Annotated in this window: 19 protein-coding genes; 14 read left to right on the top strand and 5 right to left on the bottom strand. The window is 54.5% G+C overall.

Annotated features, from left to right (window positions below):
• Positions 1–7 precede the first annotated feature (7 nt).
• The 4 genes from ACN0VD_RS04890 (at position 8) to ACN0VD_RS04875 (ending at position 5026) form a co-directional block, all read left to right on the top strand.
• Positions 8–1030, top strand: coding sequence for an FAD:protein FMN transferase (locus tag ACN0VD_RS04890; protein WP_417592207.1), 1023 nt, complete (start codon positions 8–10; stop codon positions 1028–1030).
• Positions 1027–1710, top strand: a complete 684-nt coding sequence (locus tag ACN0VD_RS04885) for a Fe2+-dependent dioxygenase (protein WP_417592205.1) — start codon at positions 1027–1029, stop codon at positions 1708–1710. Before ACN0VD_RS04890 ends, ACN0VD_RS04885 begins: the two co-directional genes overlap by 4 nt.
• A gap of 138 nt (positions 1711–1848) precedes the next feature.
• Positions 1849–4068 carry a TonB-dependent receptor gene (locus tag ACN0VD_RS04880; protein WP_417592203.1) on the top strand — a complete coding sequence of 740 codons (2220 nt, stop codon included), beginning with the start codon at positions 1849–1851 and terminating at the stop codon, positions 4066–4068.
• A gap of 82 nt (positions 4069–4150) precedes the next feature.
• Positions 4151–5026 carry an energy transducer TonB gene (locus ACN0VD_RS04875; RefSeq protein ID WP_417592201.1) on the top strand — a complete coding sequence of 292 codons (876 nt, stop codon included), beginning with the start codon at positions 4151–4153 and terminating at the stop codon, positions 5024–5026.
• A gap of 171 nt (positions 5027–5197) precedes the next feature.
• On the opposite strand, the gene ACN0VD_RS04870 is transcribed toward ACN0VD_RS04875, so the two are convergent.
• On the bottom strand, positions 5198–7195 hold the full coding sequence (locus ACN0VD_RS04870; protein WP_417592199.1) for a TonB-dependent receptor plug domain-containing protein: 1998 nt from the start codon (positions 7193–7195) through the stop codon (positions 5198–5200).
• 68 nt (positions 7196–7263) lie between these two features.
• Between ACN0VD_RS04870 and ACN0VD_RS04865 the strand changes: the two genes are divergently transcribed.
• Positions 7264–7479 carry a MerR family DNA-binding transcriptional regulator gene (locus ACN0VD_RS04865; protein WP_417592197.1) on the top strand — a complete coding sequence of 72 codons (216 nt, stop codon included), beginning with the start codon at positions 7264–7266 and terminating at the stop codon, positions 7477–7479.
• Here ACN0VD_RS04865 and ACN0VD_RS04860 read toward each other — a convergent pair.
• The 3 genes from ACN0VD_RS04860 to ACN0VD_RS04850 form a co-directional block, all read right to left on the bottom strand.
• Positions 7377–7847, bottom strand: coding sequence for a hypothetical protein (locus tag ACN0VD_RS04860; RefSeq protein ID WP_417592345.1), 471 nt, complete (start codon positions 7845–7847; stop codon positions 7377–7379). The two genes, ACN0VD_RS04865 and ACN0VD_RS04860, sit on opposite strands and share 103 nt — an antisense overlap.
• A gap of 180 nt (positions 7848–8027) precedes the next feature.
• Positions 8028–8258 (bottom strand): hypothetical protein, encoded by a 231-nt coding sequence (locus tag ACN0VD_RS04855; RefSeq protein ID WP_417592195.1) that lies wholly within the window; start codon positions 8256–8258, stop codon positions 8028–8030.
• Between the two features lie 106 nt (positions 8259–8364).
• Entirely contained in the window at positions 8365–9471 is a 1107-nt protein-coding gene (locus ACN0VD_RS04850; protein ID WP_417592193.1) for an endo-1,4-beta-xylanase, read from the bottom strand.
• A gap of 331 nt (positions 9472–9802) precedes the next feature.
• On the opposite strand from ACN0VD_RS04850, the gene ACN0VD_RS04845 reads away from it, so the two are divergent.
• From ACN0VD_RS04845 to ACN0VD_RS04830, 4 genes are read left to right on the top strand one after another with little or no spacing between them, the layout of a single operon-like run.
• On the top strand, positions 9803–11068 hold the full coding sequence (locus ACN0VD_RS04845) for an NAD-dependent epimerase/dehydratase family protein (protein ID WP_417592191.1): 1266 nt from the start codon (positions 9803–9805) through the stop codon (positions 11066–11068).
• Between the two features lie 24 nt (positions 11069–11092).
• On the top strand, positions 11093–12658 hold the full coding sequence (locus ACN0VD_RS04840) for a hypothetical protein (RefSeq protein WP_417592189.1): 1566 nt from the start codon (positions 11093–11095) through the stop codon (positions 12656–12658).
• A complete protein-coding gene (locus ACN0VD_RS04835; RefSeq protein ID WP_417592187.1) occupies positions 12655–14484 on the top strand; it encodes a glycosyltransferase in 1830 nt (609 codons plus the stop codon). The genes ACN0VD_RS04840 and ACN0VD_RS04835 overlap by 4 nt, the downstream gene beginning before the upstream one ends.
• On the top strand, positions 14481–15392 hold the full coding sequence (locus ACN0VD_RS04830; RefSeq protein WP_417592185.1) for a hypothetical protein: 912 nt from the start codon (positions 14481–14483) through the stop codon (positions 15390–15392). The genes ACN0VD_RS04835 and ACN0VD_RS04830 overlap by 4 nt, the downstream gene beginning before the upstream one ends.
• 297 nt (positions 15393–15689) lie before the next feature.
• Here ACN0VD_RS04830 and ACN0VD_RS04825 read toward each other — a convergent pair whose 3' ends face one another.
• On the bottom strand, positions 15690–16295 hold the full coding sequence (locus ACN0VD_RS04825) for a TonB-dependent receptor domain-containing protein (protein ID WP_417592183.1): 606 nt from the start codon (positions 16293–16295) through the stop codon (positions 15690–15692).
• Between ACN0VD_RS04825 and ACN0VD_RS04820 the strand changes: the two genes are divergently transcribed.
• From ACN0VD_RS04820 to ACN0VD_RS04800, 5 genes are all read left to right on the top strand, one after another.
• The gene (locus ACN0VD_RS04820) at positions 16276–17256 is read left to right on the top strand and encodes a hypothetical protein (RefSeq protein WP_417592181.1); all 981 of its coding nucleotides are present in this window, start codon (positions 16276–16278) and stop codon (positions 17254–17256) included. The two genes, ACN0VD_RS04825 and ACN0VD_RS04820, sit on opposite strands and share 20 nt — an antisense overlap.
• Before the next feature lie 11 nt (positions 17257–17267).
• Entirely contained in the window at positions 17268–17483 is a 216-nt protein-coding gene (locus ACN0VD_RS04815) for a 4Fe-4S dicluster domain-containing protein (RefSeq protein ID WP_417592179.1), read from the top strand.
• Between the two features lie 9 nt (positions 17484–17492).
• On the top strand, positions 17493–18008 hold the full coding sequence (locus ACN0VD_RS04810; protein ID WP_417592177.1) for a MaoC/PaaZ C-terminal domain-containing protein: 516 nt from the start codon (positions 17493–17495) through the stop codon (positions 18006–18008).
• A gap of 133 nt (positions 18009–18141) precedes the next feature.
• On the top strand, positions 18142–19431 hold the full coding sequence (locus ACN0VD_RS04805) for a ferric reductase-like transmembrane domain-containing protein (protein ID WP_417592175.1): 1290 nt from the start codon (positions 18142–18144) through the stop codon (positions 19429–19431).
• Positions 19432–19435: 4 nt separating this feature from the next.
• A complete protein-coding gene (locus tag ACN0VD_RS04800) occupies positions 19436–20641 on the top strand; it encodes an arylsulfatase B (protein ID WP_417592173.1) in 1206 nt (401 codons plus the stop codon).
• Positions 20642–20677: the final 36 nt, after the last annotated feature.

Genomic DNA, 20677 nt, shown 5'->3' with positions numbered 1-20677 from the left:
CCGACGAATGGCCGATGACACTATCGAAATAGTGCTGCCGCCGCCAATCGACGGGACACGCCTGAAGGCAGACCCCCATGGGGAAACCGTGCAATTGGCCGGTGAAACCATGGGGACATCCTGGATGGTGACTGCAATTTGTCCTGCATCGCAGGACCTCACTAGTTTGCGAAAGCGGATTGAGGCCGGTTTTGAGGTCATTATCAGCCAGATGAGTCAGTGGGAGCCGGACTCGGAAATCAGCCTGTTCAACCGCGCACAAGCGACAAGCTGGACCGCTATTTCCCCCCAGTTTCGTATGGTATTGAAAAGCGCCTGCGCCATAGCGCTTGCCAGTGATGGCGCATTTGATCCTGCCATCGGCGGGCTGAGCGAGCTATGGGGATTTGGCGCAAGCCCGGTGCCGCTCCAAAAGCCAAAAGCGTCAGCTGCAATAGAAAAACATCCTTATAGCTGGACGGATATCCGGTTTTCAGAAACGGGCAGCAAGATCTACCAACCCGGCGATCTGGAACTTGACCTTTCCGCCATCGCAAAGGGCTTCGCGGTCGATTACACCATTGCGCTGCTGGAGCAGCAAGGCATTGCCCACGCGTTGGTTGAGATCGGCGGCGAGCTGCGAGCGATAGGGGTGCAAAGCAACGCAGAGCCATGGTGGGTCGAGATAGAAAATGCGCCCGATGAGAAGAATGCGCAGGTGAGCCGCATCGCACTAAGCGGGTGGGCGATAGCGACAACCGGTCATTATTTACGCCGCCGCTCGGTCGATGGCGAGAGCTGGTCGCACAGCCTGTCCCCTCAGACATGTCGGCCAGTGACCGAAGCTATATCGACTGTATCGGTGTTGCACCCAAGCTGCATGCAGGCCGACGCTCTTGCAACCGCTATCGCAGTACTGGGGCCACAGCAGGGCCTGGCCTTTGCGCAGCGACACCGCCTGGCCGTAAAGCTGGTCGCCAAAGGCCATGCCTATTATAGCGATATGTGGCGCGATTATGCAGCTGAAACAGAAGAAGGAGCCGGCCAATGATGCTCAAAATAGAAAATGTCTTGAGCGCCGCTGAGGTCGATCAATGCCGCGCCATCATCGATGAAGGCCCCTGGGTAGATGGTAATGAAACATCGGGTCATCAAAGCGCGCTCGCCAAAAAGAATGAACAAATTGCGCAGGGAAGTGACGCAGCCAATAAAGCAAGCGCATTGGTGATGGCCGCCCTGGGCCGAACCCCCGAATTTGTTGCCGCCGCTTTACCGCTCAAAGTATATATGCCGATGTTTAACCGATATGCGGGCGGGCAAACATTCGGCAATCATGTTGACAATGCGATACGGCAAGTGCGGGGCACCGATGTCCGTATCCGCAGCGATCTGTCCTGCACCCTTTTTCTGACCGATCCAGATACCTATGAAGGCGGCGAGTTGATTGTTCAGGACCTTTTTGGTGAACATCAGGTCAAGCTCGCAGCGGGTGACATGGTACTTTATCCTGCATCGAGTCTACACCGTGTGATGCCTGTAACGAAGGGTAGCCGTGTTTCCTGCATATTCTGGCTGCAAAGCATGGTTCGCGAAAATGCGGCTCGCGAACATCTGTTCCGACTCGATACGAGCATACAGCAATTAACCGTTGAAAAAGGTGGCGAGCACCCGATTGTCGTTGATCTGACGAACCTTTATCACAATTTGCTCCGTCGCTGGGCAGATTCATAAATATTTATGCTAAATAATCAGTCAGTTAAATAACTTCATGTGCCTTAATGATAACGATTATCATTACTATTGACTTGTTGATAAGCTTTCGCAATAGAGCCCTGTCACTCGGATCAGAGAACAACAGGGAGATTCAACTTGAAACCGACGCTTTCGCAAGATCATCAGAAAAATCAGCCACGGAAATCGACCAGCTATGTTGCGTTAAGCTGTGTCGGCGCGGCCATATGTGTTGCGACTCCCGCTGCGGCCCAAGATCAGGAAACCATGCTCGATGGCGTTGTCGTAACCGACTCCTCTGTTGATGAAGGCTATAAGGTTGACGCGATAAAATCACCAAAAGCGACCGCTGCGCTCATTGATACCCCGCGCACCGTCAGCGTCGTCACCCGTGACGTTATCGAAAACAGCGCGTCATTCTCTTTTCAGGATGCGCTTCGCAATGTGCCCGGCATAACCCTTGGCGCCGGCGAAGGCGGCACCGCTTCGGCCGATATTCCCTTCATCCGTGGTGGCGATGCGACAAGCGATACCTATGTCGATGGCGCACGCGACGTAGGATCGCAAACCCGTGAAACCTTTGCTGTAGAGCGTCTGGAAGTCTTTAAAGGCCCCAATAGCGCATTTGGCGGGCGCGGCGGTGCTGCCGGCACGATCAATATCGTGAGCAAATTACCACAGGCAGAAAGCTTTATCGCTGGTCAGGCCACGATAGGAACCGATAATCTGAAACGCGTGACCGTGGATGTTAACCAGATGATTGGCGATACCGTCGGCATCCGGGTAAACGGCCTGTGGCACGATGCCGATGTAGCGGGTCGTGATGCTATTTTTGATGACAGGTGGGGAATAGCGCCATCGATTTCCATGGGACTCGGGACGAATACCGTCGCAACATTGTCCTATTACCATTATGAAACGAAGGGCATCCCCGATTACGGCATTCCCTATACATCTCGGCAACAGCTTGACGGAACAGGCGTCCCCGATGGCACCCGCGTGATCGCCGATGTCGATTACGATAATTTCTATGGACTGGTTTCCCGCGACTTCCAGGAAACAGATGTCGATTCGGTAAGTTTCCAGTTCTCCCACACGTTTGATTCCGGCTGGGCAATTACCAATATCAGCCGATGGTCCCATTCGCGCGACAATTATATCGTAACCAATCCGGACGACAGCGCGGGTAATGTGGCCAATGATCTGGTGTGGCGTGCGGTAAAGAGCCGCAATTCGGTGAATGATGCACTCGTCAGCAATTTGGGGGTATCAGGACAGTTTGACACCGGCGGCATTTCACACAGCATTGCCTTTGGCGGAGAAGTAAGCACCGCAAAAACAACCAATCTGGCCTATAGCGTTGACACGGGTGACCGCACATGTCCTGCGTCTGAAATCGGGTCTCCCAATTACAACTGCACCACCCTTTACAGTCCCGATCCCTACGACCCATGGAATGGCTCGATAACCAACGCCACTACACCATCCATCACGCGCGCCGACAGCATCGGTTTTTATGGATTTGACACAATCACCATCACTCCGAAACTGCTCGTAAATCTGGGCCTTCGCTGGGAACAATTTGATGTAACAGCCAAAGGGACCAGTCGGGGCGTGCCTTATAGCGCCGCGAATAAAACCAATAGTTGGAGCTATCAAGCCGGCCTCATCTTCAAACCAGTAGAAAATGCCAGCATTTATGCCAGCTTTGCCGACAGCGCGACGCCTCCCGGCTCGGATGTTGGCGAGGGGTCTCAATCCATCAACGGAACCAGCGCAACATACGATCCGCAGATCACGCGCAACTATGAGATCGGAGGAAAATACGACGCGTTGAACGGCGCACTCAGCCTGACGGCTGCCTTGTTCCGCACCGATACCGACAATGTCCGCAATGACACTGGCGTCGGCGAAATCGAAATCATCCCGGGCACACGGCGCGTCGATGGTTTTGAACTCGGCATCGCAGGCCAGATCGGCCCGGTCTCTCTCTCGGGCGGTTATGTCTATCTTGACAGTGAAATCCGCGGAGATGCCGATGCAGGAAACCGCTTCCCCAACACCGCCAAACATAATCTGAGCCTGTGGTCTAACGTCACCGTTACTGATCGCTTCAGCATTGGCGGGGGCGCATATTATACCGGCAAACGTTATGCGGATACTGCCAACCTCATCCCTGTACCCGACTACTGGCGTTTTGATGCGACCGCAGCTTTTCAGGCAACCGATAATGTTTCGATCCGTGCCAATATCCAGAATCTGACCGATGAACGCTATATCGTCAAACCACGCAATCCGCATTTTGCGGTTCCCGGTGCAGGCCGCCAGGCGTTGCTGACGGTAGCAGTGCGTTATTAGGATGACAGGCAAGCGGGCGCCCAAACCGCAAATTGATAATGACTTGCAACATTAATCGCAAAAAGGAATAAGATCGTTCAATATGACAGACTTTATTCCGCGCGATTCGAAGCAAGATGACGCGCCGGGGCAGACCGGCGCGTCTCTAGATGTCGCTGTGACGAATGAAGCAAACAGCATTGTACCCAAAAATTTACGCGAATCAGCCAATATTGCGACCTGCGGCTGTACGCCAGAATTGGTTCAAACAGGGCCTTGTCACTGCGCCGCCGATACACCGGTAGCAGGAGCAGCACTGATCAATCCAATTTATACACCCTCGCTGGAAGGCTATGGGGCGAGACGGAGCTGGGCCGCCCTCGCTGTTACGATAATAATCCATGTTGTTGCGGCCGTTGCATTATTAGGTGCCGGCTATGCCGTTGTTAAACGGCCGCAGTCGAATAAGCTTGAAGTCGTTACATTAAGCCAGCCGCCTCCGCCCGAGCCGACGCCACCCTCGCCACCGCACCCGGAACCGCTTGCGGTCTCACAAAAACCGGTGGCTGACCTTGTCACGCCGGAGGCTATCGTAAAGCTGCCCACAGTTGCAAGAGTAGTAGCTGCGCCAGAACCTGAAATGGTCACGGCTGTGGCAACGGCACCGGTCAAGGAGGCCCCGACCGATCCTGTCCCTATCACGCCGCCGGATTTCAATGCTGCACAGTTAAACAATCCCGGCCCTGCCTACCCGTATTTATCGCGCAAAGCGCGCGAACAGGGTGTCGTGCTTTTGCGTGTTACCGTGAGCGCATCGGGTGGTGCGAAAGTCCTTTCGGTCGCGCGCAGCAGTGGATATGACCGGCTTGATAAAGCCGCGCTGAAAGCGGTAAAAAAGTGGCGATTCATACCAGCCAAGCAGGCTGGGCAGCCGGTCGAAGCCATTGTTCTGGTGCCGGTAACATTCAGTCTGAGCTAAGGTCTCTGTCTTGGCGCGTCCCGAGAGGGAACCTGTTCACACCGTTACGCCTGAATATCTGCTCTATTGTTGCACAGGACGATTTTATGTCCTGACAATGCGCCAGATATCACATGATCCCGCTGGATGCCCCCTTCGCGCCCGGCTGCTCATAAAGATCGGAAATGGCAGTCATTCTTCCCCCCCGAAACGGAGCCTGATGCCTCCATTAAGCGTAAACCCGTCGAGTGGTGCCCAGGCATCAACCGTCCATTGTCCGCTTGTATCGCGTTGCGGCAATAATAGGGGATCATAGTCTGTTTGCCGCACATTGAGCAGGTTTTCGGCATTCGCAAACAGGCTGATCCGGCCGAGGACGATCTCACCCAGAATACCCAGATGCACATAGGGGCGACTGCGCGCGCGAAAGGGGTTGCCTTCAAGCGACTGCGCGCCGGTGTAATAGGCCTCGACCCCGATGCGTCCCTTGCCATGTTCTTCCCACATGCCGACCAGCCCTGCGGTATGCCGGGGTGTCAGTGGAACTTCGCGCCGCCCTAAGCCGGAAGCATCGGGCTCACTGGCGTCGACATAGACGTAGCTGCCCGTCACCGTAAAACCGTTTTGCTTATAGCGGACAAGCAGTTCCGATCCGCGCACCTTGGTCGTTCCGTCGACATTGACAAGGCTTACCCGGTCTGGCGCAATTTCCTGTAACCGCGTTGCGTTTTGGATATCGGCACCGAACAATGTCACGCTGGCTTCAAATGGACCGCTAGCATAACCGACATCGAGCGATGCCGTTGTCGCGGTTTCGGCCTCCAGTTCGCCGAGCGGTTCGAGCCGTGAAAGCCCCGCGGCCTCGATTTCATCGACAAACGGATTGGGCGCAAAGAAGCCGCCACCGAGCGATCCCCGGATCGTCCAGTTACCGGGCCGGTAAAGCGCCGACAGGCGCGGGCTGAACTGGGTCCCGAATTCATCGTGGAAATCCACTCGTCCGCTACCGGCCAGCGTGAGGTCAGCCGTTGCCTCGTGTTCTACCTGTGCGAAAAAGCCCGGCACGTCGTAGCTGTAATCGAACGCTGGAAAGGTTTCTGAACGGAAAGCATCGGACTGGAAGGCGATGCCGCCAACCCAGGAGGTCGCCCCGCTGCCACCCGAGACAGATGCTTCGGCGAACAGGCTTTGATGCCGATCATCTTCTGCAACGGTGCCGAAACGGTGCAAATGGTCTTGCCGCATGGCGGACGCGCGGAGGTGCAACGTCATCTTGTCCCCTATTGGCGTTTCGCCGACCAGTCCTGCATCGAAGCGCTCCGTATCTTGAGTTTGCGGGAAGGATGTGCCGTCGGGCACAGTTTGGCCCGGCAACGTTCCGCCAACCCGCTCTTCCGTCATGGCGCCAAGCGTAAGATAAAGGGAGCTGCTGCTGCCGTCATCCCACTGCAAACGAGGCCGGGCGGTCAGGCGATCATAAGAGGATAGGTCATACCACCCGTCGCCATCGATATCCTGCCCGGTTTGGCGATGCGCGCCAGCGGTGAGCGAAACGCCCAGATTGTCGTTTAAAGGGGTAGAGATATATCCGGTCAGATCCTGCCCGTCACGCGTGGTTGCGTTGGCCAGTAGTTCCGCTTCGAACGCATCGCCGGGCCGTTTGGAGATCAGGTTGATGACGCCTCCCAGAGCGGATGGACCGTATAAAGCGGAAGCCGCTCCCTTGATAATTTCGACCTGGCCGAGGTCAGTGGGTGGTATCTGCAACAAGCCGAGCGACGAGGCTTGCCCGCCGTAGAGCGGGAGCCCATCGGCCAGTAGCTGCGTGTATCGCCCCTCCAGACCCTGAATCCGGATATTCGCAGCGCCCAATGCTGGGGCAGTGGTTTGCACACGGACCCCGCCGGTTTCCGCAACCAGCATGGCAATATTACCGGGACGCATTATCGCTTTTTCTTCGATTTCTTCTCCCCCAATCACTTCGACGCGGATCGGTTCGTCCTGGACGCGACGACGGTTGCGGGTTCCCTGCACAATGATCGCCTGTTCGGCTTCCTCTCCGTGATGATCATTCGCATGCTCCGCCTCGAGGTGATCAGCAGCGGGAGTCTCCTGAGCAAATGCCGGAGCAGTTATAAAGATAGGCACGGCAGCGGCGATCAACCGCCAATGCGGTGGGAAATAGGTCATCAAATGCGTCTCTTGTCGTTTCGATTCGCAGCGGCATATGCACCCTGTAGCTGCTACAGGGTCAAGATATGCTTATTGGGAAATTCGCAAAGGCTACGAATATGAAGGTGGACACTATCCGCTATTACGAACGCGAAGGAATCTTGCGCGCCGCGGACCGGCGCAATGCAAGCTACCGGGATTATTCACCCGCGCATTTGACGACGCCAACATTTATCCGCCGGTATCGAACCAATCGCCCGCGCCCAGTTTGTCGATATCGACCGCAAGATAGCCGGCGCTGATCGCTGTCATCCTCGACCGGGGGCCCGACATCCGGCGGATTGGCCCGATCCGATCGATAGTTAATGGCACTTGCGTCTCGGCTGTTGTCCCCCAATACTGTATCAGCAACCTGTTGCAGCTTGGGCACGCTGATATTGCATTCCCGCAAGATCATATTGGTGGAACCAGCAGACCTTTTCTGCATCGCAGCGATCATCTGTGCCTTCATTTTCGGGCTGTTGGCGCAGCTGCGGAGACGGGCCAGTTCATCGTTCTTGTCGAGCGCGGCAAAGCGGGAGGCCATAGCTCGGGTCAGGTCCAGTATGTCGCCGGATTTCGGCGCTTCGCGGCGGCCCTTGCCGGGCAGCCCGCCAAGCTTGTACAGCAAGCCTGATAGTTTGGTTCAGCGCCTGAGCACTGGCCATCTGCGGCTGACCGGTTCCGAAAACGAGCACTGCAAGCGACAGTGCTGGGACGATAATCCGATATATATTCATCCTGTTTCTCCTCTGTGCCATCCGTCGCGTCACTTTGGGCTGGGGGAACCACCATCAGCAGTTCCGAAATATTACCAGAGACTCACCCAGTCGTGGGGTGGCGAAGGATCATCGGGTTCCTCTTCCCATGGCTCTTCAACAGGCGGAACGGGCGCGCCGGCATTTTGGAATTCTCCTGTTACCGCCGTCTTCGATTTACCGTTTTCGAGCTGCCCTGGAGCAGCGAAGAGGGCGTTAAGCGGATTGTAGAGACGTTCGATGAACAGGAACCCGAAGCCAATCCTTATCATTCGGTTGCCCATGGGCCGCCCCTAGCCCTGCTCCGTCTCGGCAGCTTTCTGAACTTCGCCGATTGAAATCCAGTTCGTTTCAACCTTTCCGCGGTGGCACAGGGGGCGGGGCGGAAAATTACAGACGCTGTGGCGCCGCCAGTAATGCATCGGCGATCGCTGAGCGCATTTTTGTGGGTCGCCAATGCTCGTCATAGGGATGGCCTCGCAATGGCAGACCGTCCGGTCTGCGTTTATAGTCCGGATAGCCCGGTCGGTTCATGTAGCTTACCCGGTCCGTCAGAGACCATAATATGATTTGTTTCACATTGGGGAAGTCCAGCGTCAGATCAAGATAGCCTTTCGTGAAGGCCGCCGTTTCTGCGTCGCGACGGAGCGGATCCGGATCGTCAATGTTGCGATCGCTGCAATCCAGTTCGGTCAATATGATATCGATACCCATGCCGGCGACTTCATCCAGAAATAGTCGCCAGCCGGTTTCGTCCCGTGGCTTGCCCAGCGTGTTGCCGATATGGCTCTGGATACCCAGGGCATCAATCGGGACATTGCGAGACAGCAATCGGTCCAGCAAATGCAATGTCGCATTGCGATGCAATGGTGATGCTCTCCAATCCATCGTATCATTGTAAACGAGCTGTGCCTTCGGTGCTTTCGCTTTCATGATGTCGAATGCCAGATCGATAAAGCGCTCCCCCATTAGCCGGTGCATGGCGGAATGCCGGATCTGCCCGTTGCGCGGGTCGATTGCCTCGTTCACGACATCCCATGATCTGATTGCCGGAAAGGTTCGACCAAGGTAAGCGGCGTGCCGCCACATCCGCCGGGACAATGACTGCTTCCGCCCACGGGGCAATTTGTTGGTCATTTCAACAAGCCATGCGGGCATACGTTGGTCATGGTTCCATATGAAGCAGTGACCGCGCATGGCCAGCCTGCTGCGCCCAGCGAATTTCGCCAAAGCCATTGCCGGCGCGCCGTCTCGAATATCCTTTTCCGGTTCCAGATATTTCCATTTGAGACCATTTTCGGTCGTGATGGTATCGCACTCACGGGAAACAAGGCGGGTGAAATGTTCATTGTCCAGCCATTTTGCCGATACCGCGCTCCCGAATGAAATACCGCGGGTCGCAGCAACAGCCGCTAGCGATCTGTCCGGTCTGGCAGACGCCAGAGCCGGAAGCGGGTTGCCAAGCGCGAATCCTGCACCAATCGTAGCGCGTACCATATCTCTGCGGGTGAAGGTGTCCCGCGTCAATTTGTGACTTTGTCGCATTTGTTTGAGGTTAAGCTGATTTGACCGCGAAAAGTCAACGGCTATTGATTCGCCAGAATTTCCAAGAACGTTCCAAGATTTATCCAGAATATCGGCGAATTTACCCATCTCATGCTGCAATGTGGAAATGTAAACAAGTCTAACAGAATGTAATTCACCCTTGTTGTCGAGAACCCAAATCTTCACAACAACTGTGCGTCAAGAGTTTGTAGCGCTCCAGTAGTAACTGGTCGGGATTTTAGCCCGATTGAACAATAATATTTAAAGAATAGGGCCCTATCTTATGATCGGCAAAAAAATACTCGTGCTCGGCGGAGACGGATTTTGTGGTTGGCCGACGGCCCTGCATCTTTCGTCTATCGGTCATGACGTCACCATCCTCGATAATCTGTCACGTCGGCGGATCGACCTCGAACTCGGTATTCGCAGTCTGACGCCGATTGAGCCAATCGACGTCCGGGTAGAAGCCTGGGAAGAAGTCTCCGGAAAACGAATTGATTACGCCGTCATCGATATTGCCCGCGACTACCAGGAATTCGCCGATTTTCTCGAAGAACTCCGTCCGGATACGATCGTGCATTTTGCCGAGCAACGCGCGGCTCCATATTCAATGCGTGGCGCGAAGGAAAAACGCTATACCGTCGATAACAATATGGCGGCAACGCATAATGTGCTGGTGGCTCTGACCGAACTCGGGCTGGATAGCCATCTGGTACATCTCGGCACAATGGGCGTGTACGGATATTCCGGTGCTGGCTTCGAACTGCCGGAAGGCTATCTTCCGGTGGAAGTGACCGATGACGAAGGCCAGCGGCACAAGCGCGATATTCTCTATCCCACAAATCCCGGCAGTGTTTATCACCTTACCAAATCGCTGGATCAGTTGCTGTTTCAATTTTACGCCAACAACGACAAGATGCGCATCACCGATCTGCATCAGGGCATTGTATGGGGCACGCAGACCAGGGAAACCCGGCGTCATCCTGCGCTGGTCAACCGGTTTGATTATGACGGTGAATATGGCACGGTATTGAACCGTTTTCTGGTTGAATCCGCCGTCGGCCATCCGCTGACAGTGCATGGCACCGGGGGCCAAACGCGCGCGTTTATCAATATTCAGGATACTGTTCGCTGCGTCGAACTCGCCGTGAACAACCCGCCCGAGGCAGGCAGTCCGGTCAAGATTCTTAATCAGGTAGCCGAAACCCTGGAAGTCAAGGAACTCGCACAACTGGTTTCTACCCTCACCGGTGCAGAGATCGCTTATGTTCCCAATCCACGCCGAGAAGCGGAGGCAAATGATCTGAATGTCAGCAACAGGCATTTACGGGCATTGGGCCTCGATCCGATATTGCTCGCCGCCGGACTGCTTGATGATACGCTAGAAATATCGTCGCGTTACAAAGACCGGATCAATCTCGCCAAAATACCCGCACGGACGGCCTGGAATGAAGACCGCTCGCATGCGCTGGGTAATGACGACAGCGCTGGCGTCAAAAACGGATCCACCCATCCGGATGAAAATTGCCCGAGCCAGAGAGCCGCATAACCTTGGAACGAACAGAAGAATATTATGAGATTAATTGGCGTAGGGTTGCTGGCTTTCTTGCTGGCCGGAGTTCTTGTTTTACTGGGGCAAGGCGGTGCCTTTAGAGCTGGCTGGAACAAGGTGACGGGCGCTGAAAAACAGCAGTTTTCCGATTATCAAGGCGCGGAAGAACGAGGCTCTGATACCAGCGGGACCAATGTTTTCTCCCCAGGACAATATTCGGATACGCCTCTCATCCTCAGCGGCATGCCTTCCTACACTGGTCAATTGTTTCGGCTGCCCATCGACTCCCGTCCAACCAGCGGACGCTATGGACTGGTTTTTTCAAGTCGCGTTTCGGAGGGTGTGGAAGGCGTGTTGCGCGTCTCGATCAATGGTATGAAGCGCGCAGATATTCTGCTGAATCAGAGCAAGGTTGAGCAAAAAGTCGAAATTGAGCTTACCCCCACGGAGCTGTCGTCCCCTGTTCTTGATGTCAGCCTGAGCTTGCAGGGTCGGGGACCGATTGCTCAATGTTCCATCGCTGATTCTATTGCTGCCGTCGTGGAGATCAAGCCGGAAAGCGGGTTGCGGCTTTCGCTTGCCAAACCGGTCAATAGCACGAGAGACAGGCTCGCTCTCTGGGGTGATCGGGTTCCCGTCCTGTGGAATGAAAAAAAGCGCAATGCAGATGATTTGACAAAAATCGTCCACGCTGCCCGACTCGTACAAAAAGGGTATTCGCTTCATTTCGGGAAAAACGGCCTCGATAGCGCCGCCCTGAGCACATTGTCCGGCGAAGCCAAAAATAACGCCGGATCTTATGTCACTGCAGCCTATCCGATTCCGATTACCGGCAGAAACATCAACAGCGGTATACGCAAATTCGATCACCAGACTAGTTGGCGCTATCATTATAATGTCAAAAATTTGCCCGGTCAGACTTTGCCCTCCGCGTTGGATATGCGCATGGCGGTCGGGCCGACTGGCAATGATGCTCGCTATGACCTCACGGTCACACTCAATGATCATATCCTGTTCTCACGGCGGCTTTCCGCCCAGACGGAACGGATCAACCAGTCGATCGCGCTTCCGGCAGGCTTCCATCAATCCGACAACAAGATGGAAATATCGCTGGCGACGACCGACGCCAATCTTAATCTCTGCGGGGCGGAAACCCCGTCCGTCGCCGAGCTATTGCCGGAAACCGTGCTGCGCGGCGGAGGGGAGAAAATCTCCGACAATCTGTCTTTTGTGCGGACACAACTGCATGCGGCCGATACGGTTGCGCTGCTTGGTGAAACCGATACTGCTGTTGATGCGCAGGCGATCGCGCAATTGCTCGGCCTGCTTGATCCGCGTGGATTGTCTTTTGTAAAAGGTAAAATGCCCACCAATATCCGCATCCTTGCGGGAGATATTGCCGCCGCCATTGTGGAAAAGAGAGCCCGGCCGACTGACTGGATTATCTACAGGTCACTCGATCGCAATATCGGGATCGTGGTTCAACGCGTGAGAGAAATTGATACTTTGAACGCGCCCGCGGTAGCCTTGCTGGTTTCTCTATCGGACAATGGCACAGACAATAATATGTCGGGCAATGCGGGGTGACCAACCCTCCCGCCAATGATTCCAGACGAGAGGCACAATTTGGATCGGTCGACAGTCGCCCGCAGGGCCTGGCTGCTTCGGTTTCACCGCTCCGTGTGCCGGCGATGTTGCTGACATTCTGTCTTTTGGCATTGTTTCAGCTCTGGATATTTGGAACCGGGCAGATCGATTGGCTGTTTCCTCAACGCGACTATATATTTGCGCCCTACACCGGACAGCATTCGATCGCCATCCGCACCTATATTATATCCTTTTATATCGCCTTTGCCTGTTATGGCAGTGGCTCAGCCTTGGCACGGCTGTTGTTCGGCTTTGATTTGGTGCTGCGATTTCTGCTGATCTGTTGCCTGCTGGATCTGACAAATACCCTCTTCCTGTCCTTGTTTGGCGATCCATATGCTCTGGCCGTCGTCCAGATTACCGCCGGCCTGATCGGCTTCGGCTTATTCTCGCTGATGCTGCTGGAACGCGGATCCATGCCGGAAAAAGTAGATATGAAAATCGGGGAAAGCGAAAACCTTCGTCCGGTCTTGCGTCTCGCTGCGACGGCGGTGATTGCAGCGGCACTTTCAGGGTTTGCCAGCTATTCCGACTTCGCTCTGATCGAAGATTTGCGGGATATCAGCTTGCTGGGCGGGATCGGTCCGGGGGTTCTTCTGTTTCTGCCACTGCTTTTTCTGCAACTATATTTGATCAGCGTGATCGAGCGGAAACTGGATGCAAAGGATGATTATCGGACGCCAGTCAGCATAATCGTGCCGGCCTTTAACGAGACCTATATCATTGCAGAAACAATTCGCCACATCGATCGGGCCGCACAGCATTATGGCGAAATCGTCGAAATGATCGTGCTGGACAATGCTTCGACCGATGATACGGCAGCGGTCGCACAGCAGGCGATATCAGAAGCGAAAGCCTTGCAGGGGCGGATCATTCATGTCGCGCAAAGCGGCAAGGCACATGCTCTCAACCGTGGAATTCAGGAAGCGCGTCATCCGCTGACGATCCGTATCGATGCCGACACGCTTGTCGCCGAAGATAATATTACCCTTGCCGTACAGAATTTCTCCAATGAGGAAATCGGGGTGGTGGGGGGCATACCCTTGCCCCCTGGCGGTGCCGTTTTCGACCGTTCCCGTCTTGTCGAGGTGTTGGTGAAACATGGCTATTATTCTCCGGCTCTAAGCTCCCTGTGGGGTCTTGTGGGCGTACCCGGCATGTTCGCGGTTTACCGGACGGCTCCCTTGAAAAGCGTTGGTGCATTTGCATCGGGTATGAACGGCGAGGACACCGACATGTCATTGCGGATCGGTGAGATGGGCTATCGGGCGATCGTTGACCATCGCATTCATTATGTCTCGGAAGTGCCCACCAGCCTCGCCCATCTGCGCGAGCAGCGTCTCCGCTGGTTCCGTTCCGTTTATCATGTCTCCTCACGCTGTCGGGACATCATCACATCCTCGTCCATGACCATTTGCGGCAAGTTGATCCTGCCCTATATGTTGTTGAATTCTGCACGTCGCGCGATGATGGTTCCCATACTTCTGTTCGGCATATTCCAGTTTTTCACCGATACCGATCCGACCAGTCCGCTGGTCTGGCAGGCCATTGCAGCGGTCCTGATCGGCGCGCCGGCATTGGTCGCTGTCGCGGCTGTACTGATCAACCGCAGGCCCGATGCATTATTGGCGATACCGGAATATATCCTGTTCCGCGCCATGCGCGCCTGGTTCACTCTGGAATCGGTTTTGACGATTCCGATAAACCGGACGGCCAAATCTTTTCGCACCTCCGCCCTCACGACACAAAGCGACACCAGCCCATGAAGAAACCGGTTTTGATATTGACGTTCGCAATTGCGGCGCCCGCAAGCAGTACGGCTTTGGCAAAAGATGACGGCTTTTTTGCCTCCGCGGAACTTTCGGCAGGGCGAGACGTCGTGCCAGCCGACATCATTGAAAACGGGGTTGATCAGGACCGCATTGCCAGTTCGGTCCAAACCGACATTCGGCTGGGCTATGATCTGGGATCAGTGCTCGTTGATTTCGGTGCAGATATGGAGATTTATCCGGAAGACAGCCGCTACAATCGCTATGCATTGGGACCGTCTATTCGCGGTGATTTCCCCTTGCCGGGAGAGGGGGCGACGCGATTGCGGCTGGGTGCCGAATATCAATATGTTGTCGGTGAAGACGGTCGTGTATTTGACCGGCCGCGGGTGGATGCACAGCTGATCCATCGCCACTCGAAAGACCATATAACCACGGGCCGGTTGCGCTATGGCTTTCGCAATCAGTCGGAGGACCGCTTCACCGGCTTCGATCAATCCGAATGGCTTGCCGAGTTGCGTCACAATTGGCGTCCCAATGGCGGTCCCGCCTCGATCAATATGTCACTACTGGGAATGAAGCATGATGCCGATGAGAATCGCTTCAGCTATATCGGTTATGGCGTTCGTTTCGTGGGTAGTGCACCGCTCGCTGACAGACTTACCGGTTTCGCCCGGCTTTCCGTTGTGCAGCGCGATTACGAAGATGATTTTTCGCTCCTTTACCCGGTGCGTCGTGCCGACACGCATATAAGGGCAACCGCAGCGCTCGATTATCAGATATGGGATCAGGTTTCGATATTCGGCGAAGCCGGATATGTCAGCAATGCGTCAAATGTGCCGGTTCGGGATTTTGACGATTTTGTCGGCCGCATCGGACTGCGCTTTTCGATCGCACGCAGATAGTTTCGAGCAGCGGTAGAGAAGTCGCCGTGCCATCCAATTGGCTATCACAACAATTTGTTCCAATTATCTGACGACGGACAAGGCTGACAATCCAGTGGCACTTACGACGGGGCTCGTTTCTATCGAGACCGCTCTCAACCCAGTTCAATGCTGGTACGAGCCCCAATGTAACTGATCCATTGGCCATGAACGTCATGTGCAACGCGCATTCTGTATCAGATACCAAAATATCGTCGAATGCCGCCCATGGGTGTTGCTTTGCCACATGATATTCCAGCGATATAAAACGGCGCCTCCCTAAAAATTCAAGCGAGCCTGTAGCAAGACAGTGCGAAAGCGGCCTGGTGAGTCCGCTCTGACGTCTGGAGGGACAATGCCCGCGCTTGCTGGCGGGCCACTGAAATCAGCGGATATCTCGTTTGTGAGATTTGTTCCGATGATGCTGAAAGCAAGCCCGTTTGCGGGATTGGCTACACCGATCGTGATATCCAATGTGCTCAGCGAATCTGATCGGAACGTCTCGACAAACTGATGGATCATCGAGCTGCGATGCCGGAAATAGGCAGAGCCGGTAAAATCCCAATCGTCGGTGAGTTGCCAGTCCGTCAACATGCCGAAATGTCCGGTCCATTTGGGTGACTGTGCCGGCGACCGATCAGGAAAGGCTGTCGGCACGCCGCCGATAAGAAAGGTACCGGCGTCTATTGTCGCATCGGCGTAGGTCCATGCGGTATCCAACGTGAAATTGTCCGAAAGCTTCCAAAACAGGCTGGCTTCCGCACCGATGACATTTACCTGGGAATTGATCGTGTCAAACGAGGCGCCAGAGAAAGAGGTTTCCTGGAAATCATCGACGTCGGTATAGAAAAATGCCGCGCTGAATGTGGCTACGGGTGATGTCACCAGAGACCCCAATGCCGGCCCGGCGGGTGAGACACGTGGCGAGGGACCGCCGCCCGAGGCCGTCAGGAATAAAGCGAAATATGAGGGCAGGGGATTTCTCACCGCAGAAGGTCTCACACTGGATTGGGGAGGCCCTCCCGAAGGCCCTCCTCCGGGCGGTGGCGGCCTTTTCGGCGGCCCGGCGGTAGACCGGGGCTTCCGGGTAGGCGGATCAACGGCAGGCATGGGCGTGCACAAGGGAGAAGGCGTATTTAATTCCGATTACACCTGCCGTGCTGATGGCGTCGAAGGACTTTTTGCCGCAGGTGATTCCCTTGGATCGATGCTGTGTGGCGCGAGCTATCCTGCACGGGGATTCTCTTCTTATGGTTCGGCCATTCAAGGGAGGCGCGCGGCGAAATTCGCGTCTGAATATGCTTCAAAAGTTCCGATGCCAAGATTTGATCAAGCCTATGTCGATACGAAAATTTCTGAAATGTGGGCTGCGCGCGAAAATGAAAGCGGCTTTTCTCCCGACTGGGTTACAAATCTGTTGCGCAACACGATGACGCCATTTCATATCCTGTACGTGAAGGAGCCCAAACGTCTTGAAGGGGCGTTGTCGTCGATCGAATATATTCGCAAAGCCATAGTACCCAATATGATTGCGCGGGATGGTCATGAACTAAGGCTCGCGCATGAGGCATCGAATATGCTGCTGAATGCGGAAATGAAGTTGCGTGCCGGACTGTTCCGTGAAGAAAGCCGCGGCACCCATTTTCGCGAAGATATCCCCGCTCGCAACGACGATGAATGGCATTGTCTGGTGCTGCTGAAAAAAGGGCCTGAAGGCCAGATGGAGCTGTCCAAACATATGCTTCCCGAAGAATGGAAGCCCTATGCGAAGCTGACTTATCGTGAAAGCTATCCAAGGCCCTATCCCGGCGAAGATGAATATCGCGCCAAAATCGGCAAGGCCTAGAGGAGCCCCATATGCCCATCGAAAAAATTCACGGCTGTATCGGATGCGAGAATTGCGTGAAGGCTTGTCCGACCGATGTGATCCGTATGGATCCGGATTCCGCTCAGGCCTATATCGCCTATCAGGATGACTGCCAGATTTGCCATCTGTGCAGGTTGAGCTGCCCGGTTGATGCCATCGAGCTTACACCGGACAAAGCGGTCAAACCCACCGTCTCGTGGGGTTAAAGAACCGGGATGGCTGTCACAACGGATTCAAGGGCAATCGAACATTATTTTGAGGATCTCCCGGTTCCCGACATGATATGGCCGGAAGCGCATATAGTGACGCGCGAAGAAATCATCGATATGGCAGAACGTTTCGAGCCAATTGAATTTCATCTGGACGAGACCGCTGCACAGGAAATCGGCGCTCCGGCTCTCGTCGCGCCGTCGGTTCTCATTCCGGCGCTGGTCGTCAAGTTGGTCCATCAGAACACACCGCGTGCCGCAGTGATCGGTGTTGCCAATCAGGATGAAGTCCGTTTTCTGGAACCGGTCCATGCAGGAGACAAACTCCGGCTCAGAACGCAACTTGTCGAAAAACGGGAACAGGACTCGCTACCCGACCGGGGATTGGTTCGAACCCGTTTCTCGTTAATCAATCAGAACGACATGGAAGTTTTTTCGACCATAAATTCGGTATGGTTTCGCAAACGCAATGCCTCTTCCTCCGCCGCAAGTGATGCCACAAATCTGTCTGCGGGGAGATGAAACCAACCGCAGCAAGCCCGAACCAATCCGCTGAATATTGGATGCCATTTCTATGACCACTCCTTCGACTCTCCTTCCGCCGACGCGGCAACCGCCTTTGACGTTTCGCCGTCTTATGCTTGTCTACATATCGTTGGTTCTAATACCCTATATCTGGTCTACCACGCAGGATCTCGAATATCGCGGTATCTATGCAACGCTACTGACGGCTCTCAATATTTCGATGTTTGCCGCCTTATTGGCACAATATCCGCTTTCGGGCCGGATTGACGTGTTGACCAGATATACCGGCGTCGACAATGGCATGCTGCTCCATCGCAAGGCTGGCGAAATTATTGGGCTGTTCTTCCTGCTGCACCCCGTTCTCATAGTGGCGCCCCGCTATTTCATTGCACCACAAAAGGCGCTGGGTGATATGTGGTCTTCCATCACCACTGGCGAAGTGTCGACCGGGGTATTTGCCTGGGCCATCATGACCGTTTTTGTGTTGATGTCGATGTACAGGGACAAGCTGAAAATCAGTTATGAATCCTGGCGCATATCGCACGGGGTCGCATTGGTAGCCGTCGCAATATTGGGAACTGACCATGCGGTGTCGGTCGGTCGCCACGGCCGATATAATCCCTATTTCGATGCAATGTGGATCATCCTTTGCACCATCTCTGTCGGGATCGTCGCCTATACCTATTTTTATCGGCCTATTGTCCAGAAGCGGCGACCGTTCAAGCTGGTCGAAGCCAAAAAAGTTGGCGCAAGCGACTGGTCGCTGACAATAGAAAAGGACGGCGATTTTCCCTTTTCATTTGATGCAGGGCAATTTCTGTGGATCAACACCAGCGGCAATCCCTTTAACCGCTCGGAGCATCCTTTCTCGATTGCATCAAGCCCCACCAGTCTTCCGCAAATATCTTTCATCATCCGCGAACTGGGCGATTTCACTTCAAATCTTGGGCAATTAAGGCCCGGACAGCGGGTCTATGTCGATGGACCACATGGTGTGTTCACGCTCAATGGTCGCAGCGCGAGCGGCATCGCCCTGATCGCAGGCGGGGCCGGCATCGGCCCGATCCTCGGCATATTGCGGCAGCTGGATGATCTTGGCGAGTCCCGCCCGGTTCGACTGATTTATGGTAACCGGCGCTATGACCAAATGGTCTTTCAGGACGAAATCGGACATATAGAAAAGAAGCTGCTTGATTTCAGACAGACGCTCGTTCTGGAACAGCCAGATGATACGGTCGAAGCGAAAACTGGATATATTTCCGCGGAACTATTGGCAGAACAATTTACGCCTGCCCAGCGGGAGGGCTGGATATTCTATGTGTGCGGTCCACCCGTGATGGTGGATGCGGTCGCTGACAATTTGCGTAAAATTGGCGTGCCGGAGAGTCAGATTCTATTCGAACAGCTTTCGTTTGGCTGATTCGATGAGCGTCAAAGCAGATACCCAAAAGCCTGACCGGTCCGCATCCGCGATCTTTTTTATGTGCGTGGCTTCTATACTGGCGTCGCTAACCGGATGCATGACGCAGCCGGATCAGGTGGCAGATGCACAGTCATCGGGACCGCGGCCCAATATCGTGTTCATTCTGGTCGATGATATGGGCTGGAATGATGTCGGTTACCATGGATCGGAAATATCGACGCCAAACATCGATGCATTGGCCGAGAGCGGCGTCAAGCTTGAACGTTCCTACGTATTTCCGATCTGCAGTCCTACCCGGGCGGCCCTGATGACCGGTCAAAACCCGCTCAAATATGGCATTGACAGCCCGATGGCGCTTGATGGAACCCTGCCTGTCAATCTCACCTTGCTACCGGAGCGTCTGAAATCCGCTGGCTATGATACCTGGTTGGTTGGCAAGTGGCATCTGGGACATAGCAGTCCGGAATCCCTGCCAAATGCAAGGGGATTTGATCACTCCTATGGGCTGTTGAATGGCTGGGTGGATCATTATACGCACGTGTTCAACGGCCGTCTCGATTGGCAGCGCAACGGAACCACTGTTCGTGAAACAGGGCATACCACCGCGCTACTAACCCAGGAGGCGCTCGGACTGATTGACCAACATAATGATGATAATCCCTTTTTTCTCTACATGGCATATGACGCCCCTCATACGCCGCTGCAGTCAATAGATGGCGTTGCCAGATCATATCCGGAAATCGAGGACATGGACCGCAGAGTTTATGCCGAAATGATGACCGATCTGGATGCTCACATCGGGAAGCTCGTCAGCGCCCTTGAAACTAATGGCCTGATGGAAAATACCGTCATCATATTGATGAGCGATAATGGAGGTGACAAAAAGCTGGGATCGAGTAACGCACCATTGAGGGGCGGGAAAAGCCTGGCCTTCGAAGGCGGGATGCGGACGCCCGCTCTGATATCGTGGCGCGGCCATATCGCTCCCGATCAGATACTTGAAGAACCCGTTTTCATTCAGAATTGGGCACCCACGCTGTTGGATGTGGCGGGGGTTGATTATACAGGTATGCAGTTTGACGGGGCCAGCCACTGGTCGTTGATCAAGAATAATGTTCGTAACCAGACGCCGCAGATAATTGTTATTGCGGGGCCGCAATCCAAATCGGTCTTCTTCTGGGCACCAGCACTTTTCAAAGCACTGTAATCATAGGAAAATCGTCACGCCGATGGTCCCAAAGGA

The organism is Parasphingorhabdus sp. (genome assembly GCF_048267785.1).
Lineage (GTDB): Bacteria > Pseudomonadota > Alphaproteobacteria > Sphingomonadales > Sphingomonadaceae > Parasphingorhabdus.
Note: the sequence above shows the minus strand (reverse complement) of the source record. Positions and strands in the feature narration are given on the sequence as shown.

What these genes read in the sequence shown, in the direction of transcription:
- ACN0VD_RS04875 (WP_417592201.1), top strand. Translation starts at nt 4,151, where the DNA reads ATGACAGACTTTATTCCGCGCGATTCGAAGCAAGATGACGCGCCGGGG.
- ACN0VD_RS04850 (WP_417592193.1), bottom strand. Translation starts at nt 9,471, where the DNA reads ATGGTACGCGCTACGATTGGTGCAGGATTCGCGCTTGGCAACCCGCTT.
- ACN0VD_RS04865 (WP_417592197.1), top strand. Translation starts at nt 7,264, where the DNA reads ATGCTTATTGGGAAATTCGCAAAGGCTACGAATATGAAGGTGGACACT.
- ACN0VD_RS04840 (WP_417592189.1), top strand. Translation starts at nt 11,093, where the DNA reads ATGAGATTAATTGGCGTAGGGTTGCTGGCTTTCTTGCTGGCCGGAGTT.
- ACN0VD_RS04845 (WP_417592191.1), top strand. Translation starts at nt 9,803, where the DNA reads ATGATCGGCAAAAAAATACTCGTGCTCGGCGGAGACGGATTTTGTGGT.
- ACN0VD_RS04885 (WP_417592205.1), top strand. Translation starts at nt 1,027, where the DNA reads ATGATGCTCAAAATAGAAAATGTCTTGAGCGCCGCTGAGGTCGATCAA.
- ACN0VD_RS04890 (WP_417592207.1), top strand. Translation starts at nt 8, where the DNA reads ATGGCCGATGACACTATCGAAATAGTGCTGCCGCCGCCAATCGACGGG.
- ACN0VD_RS04800 (WP_417592173.1), top strand. Translation starts at nt 19,436, where the DNA reads ATGAGCGTCAAAGCAGATACCCAAAAGCCTGACCGGTCCGCATCCGCG.
- ACN0VD_RS04870 (WP_417592199.1), bottom strand. Translation starts at nt 7,195, where the DNA reads ATGACCTATTTCCCACCGCATTGGCGGTTGATCGCCGCTGCCGTGCCT.
- ACN0VD_RS04810 (WP_417592177.1), top strand. Translation starts at nt 17,493, where the DNA reads ATGGCTGTCACAACGGATTCAAGGGCAATCGAACATTATTTTGAGGAT.
- ACN0VD_RS04815 (WP_417592179.1), top strand. Translation starts at nt 17,268, where the DNA reads ATGCCCATCGAAAAAATTCACGGCTGTATCGGATGCGAGAATTGCGTG.
- ACN0VD_RS04855 (WP_417592195.1), bottom strand. Translation starts at nt 8,258, where the DNA reads ATGGGCAACCGAATGATAAGGATTGGCTTCGGGTTCCTGTTCATCGAA.
- ACN0VD_RS04830 (WP_417592185.1), top strand. Translation starts at nt 14,481, where the DNA reads ATGAAGAAACCGGTTTTGATATTGACGTTCGCAATTGCGGCGCCCGCA.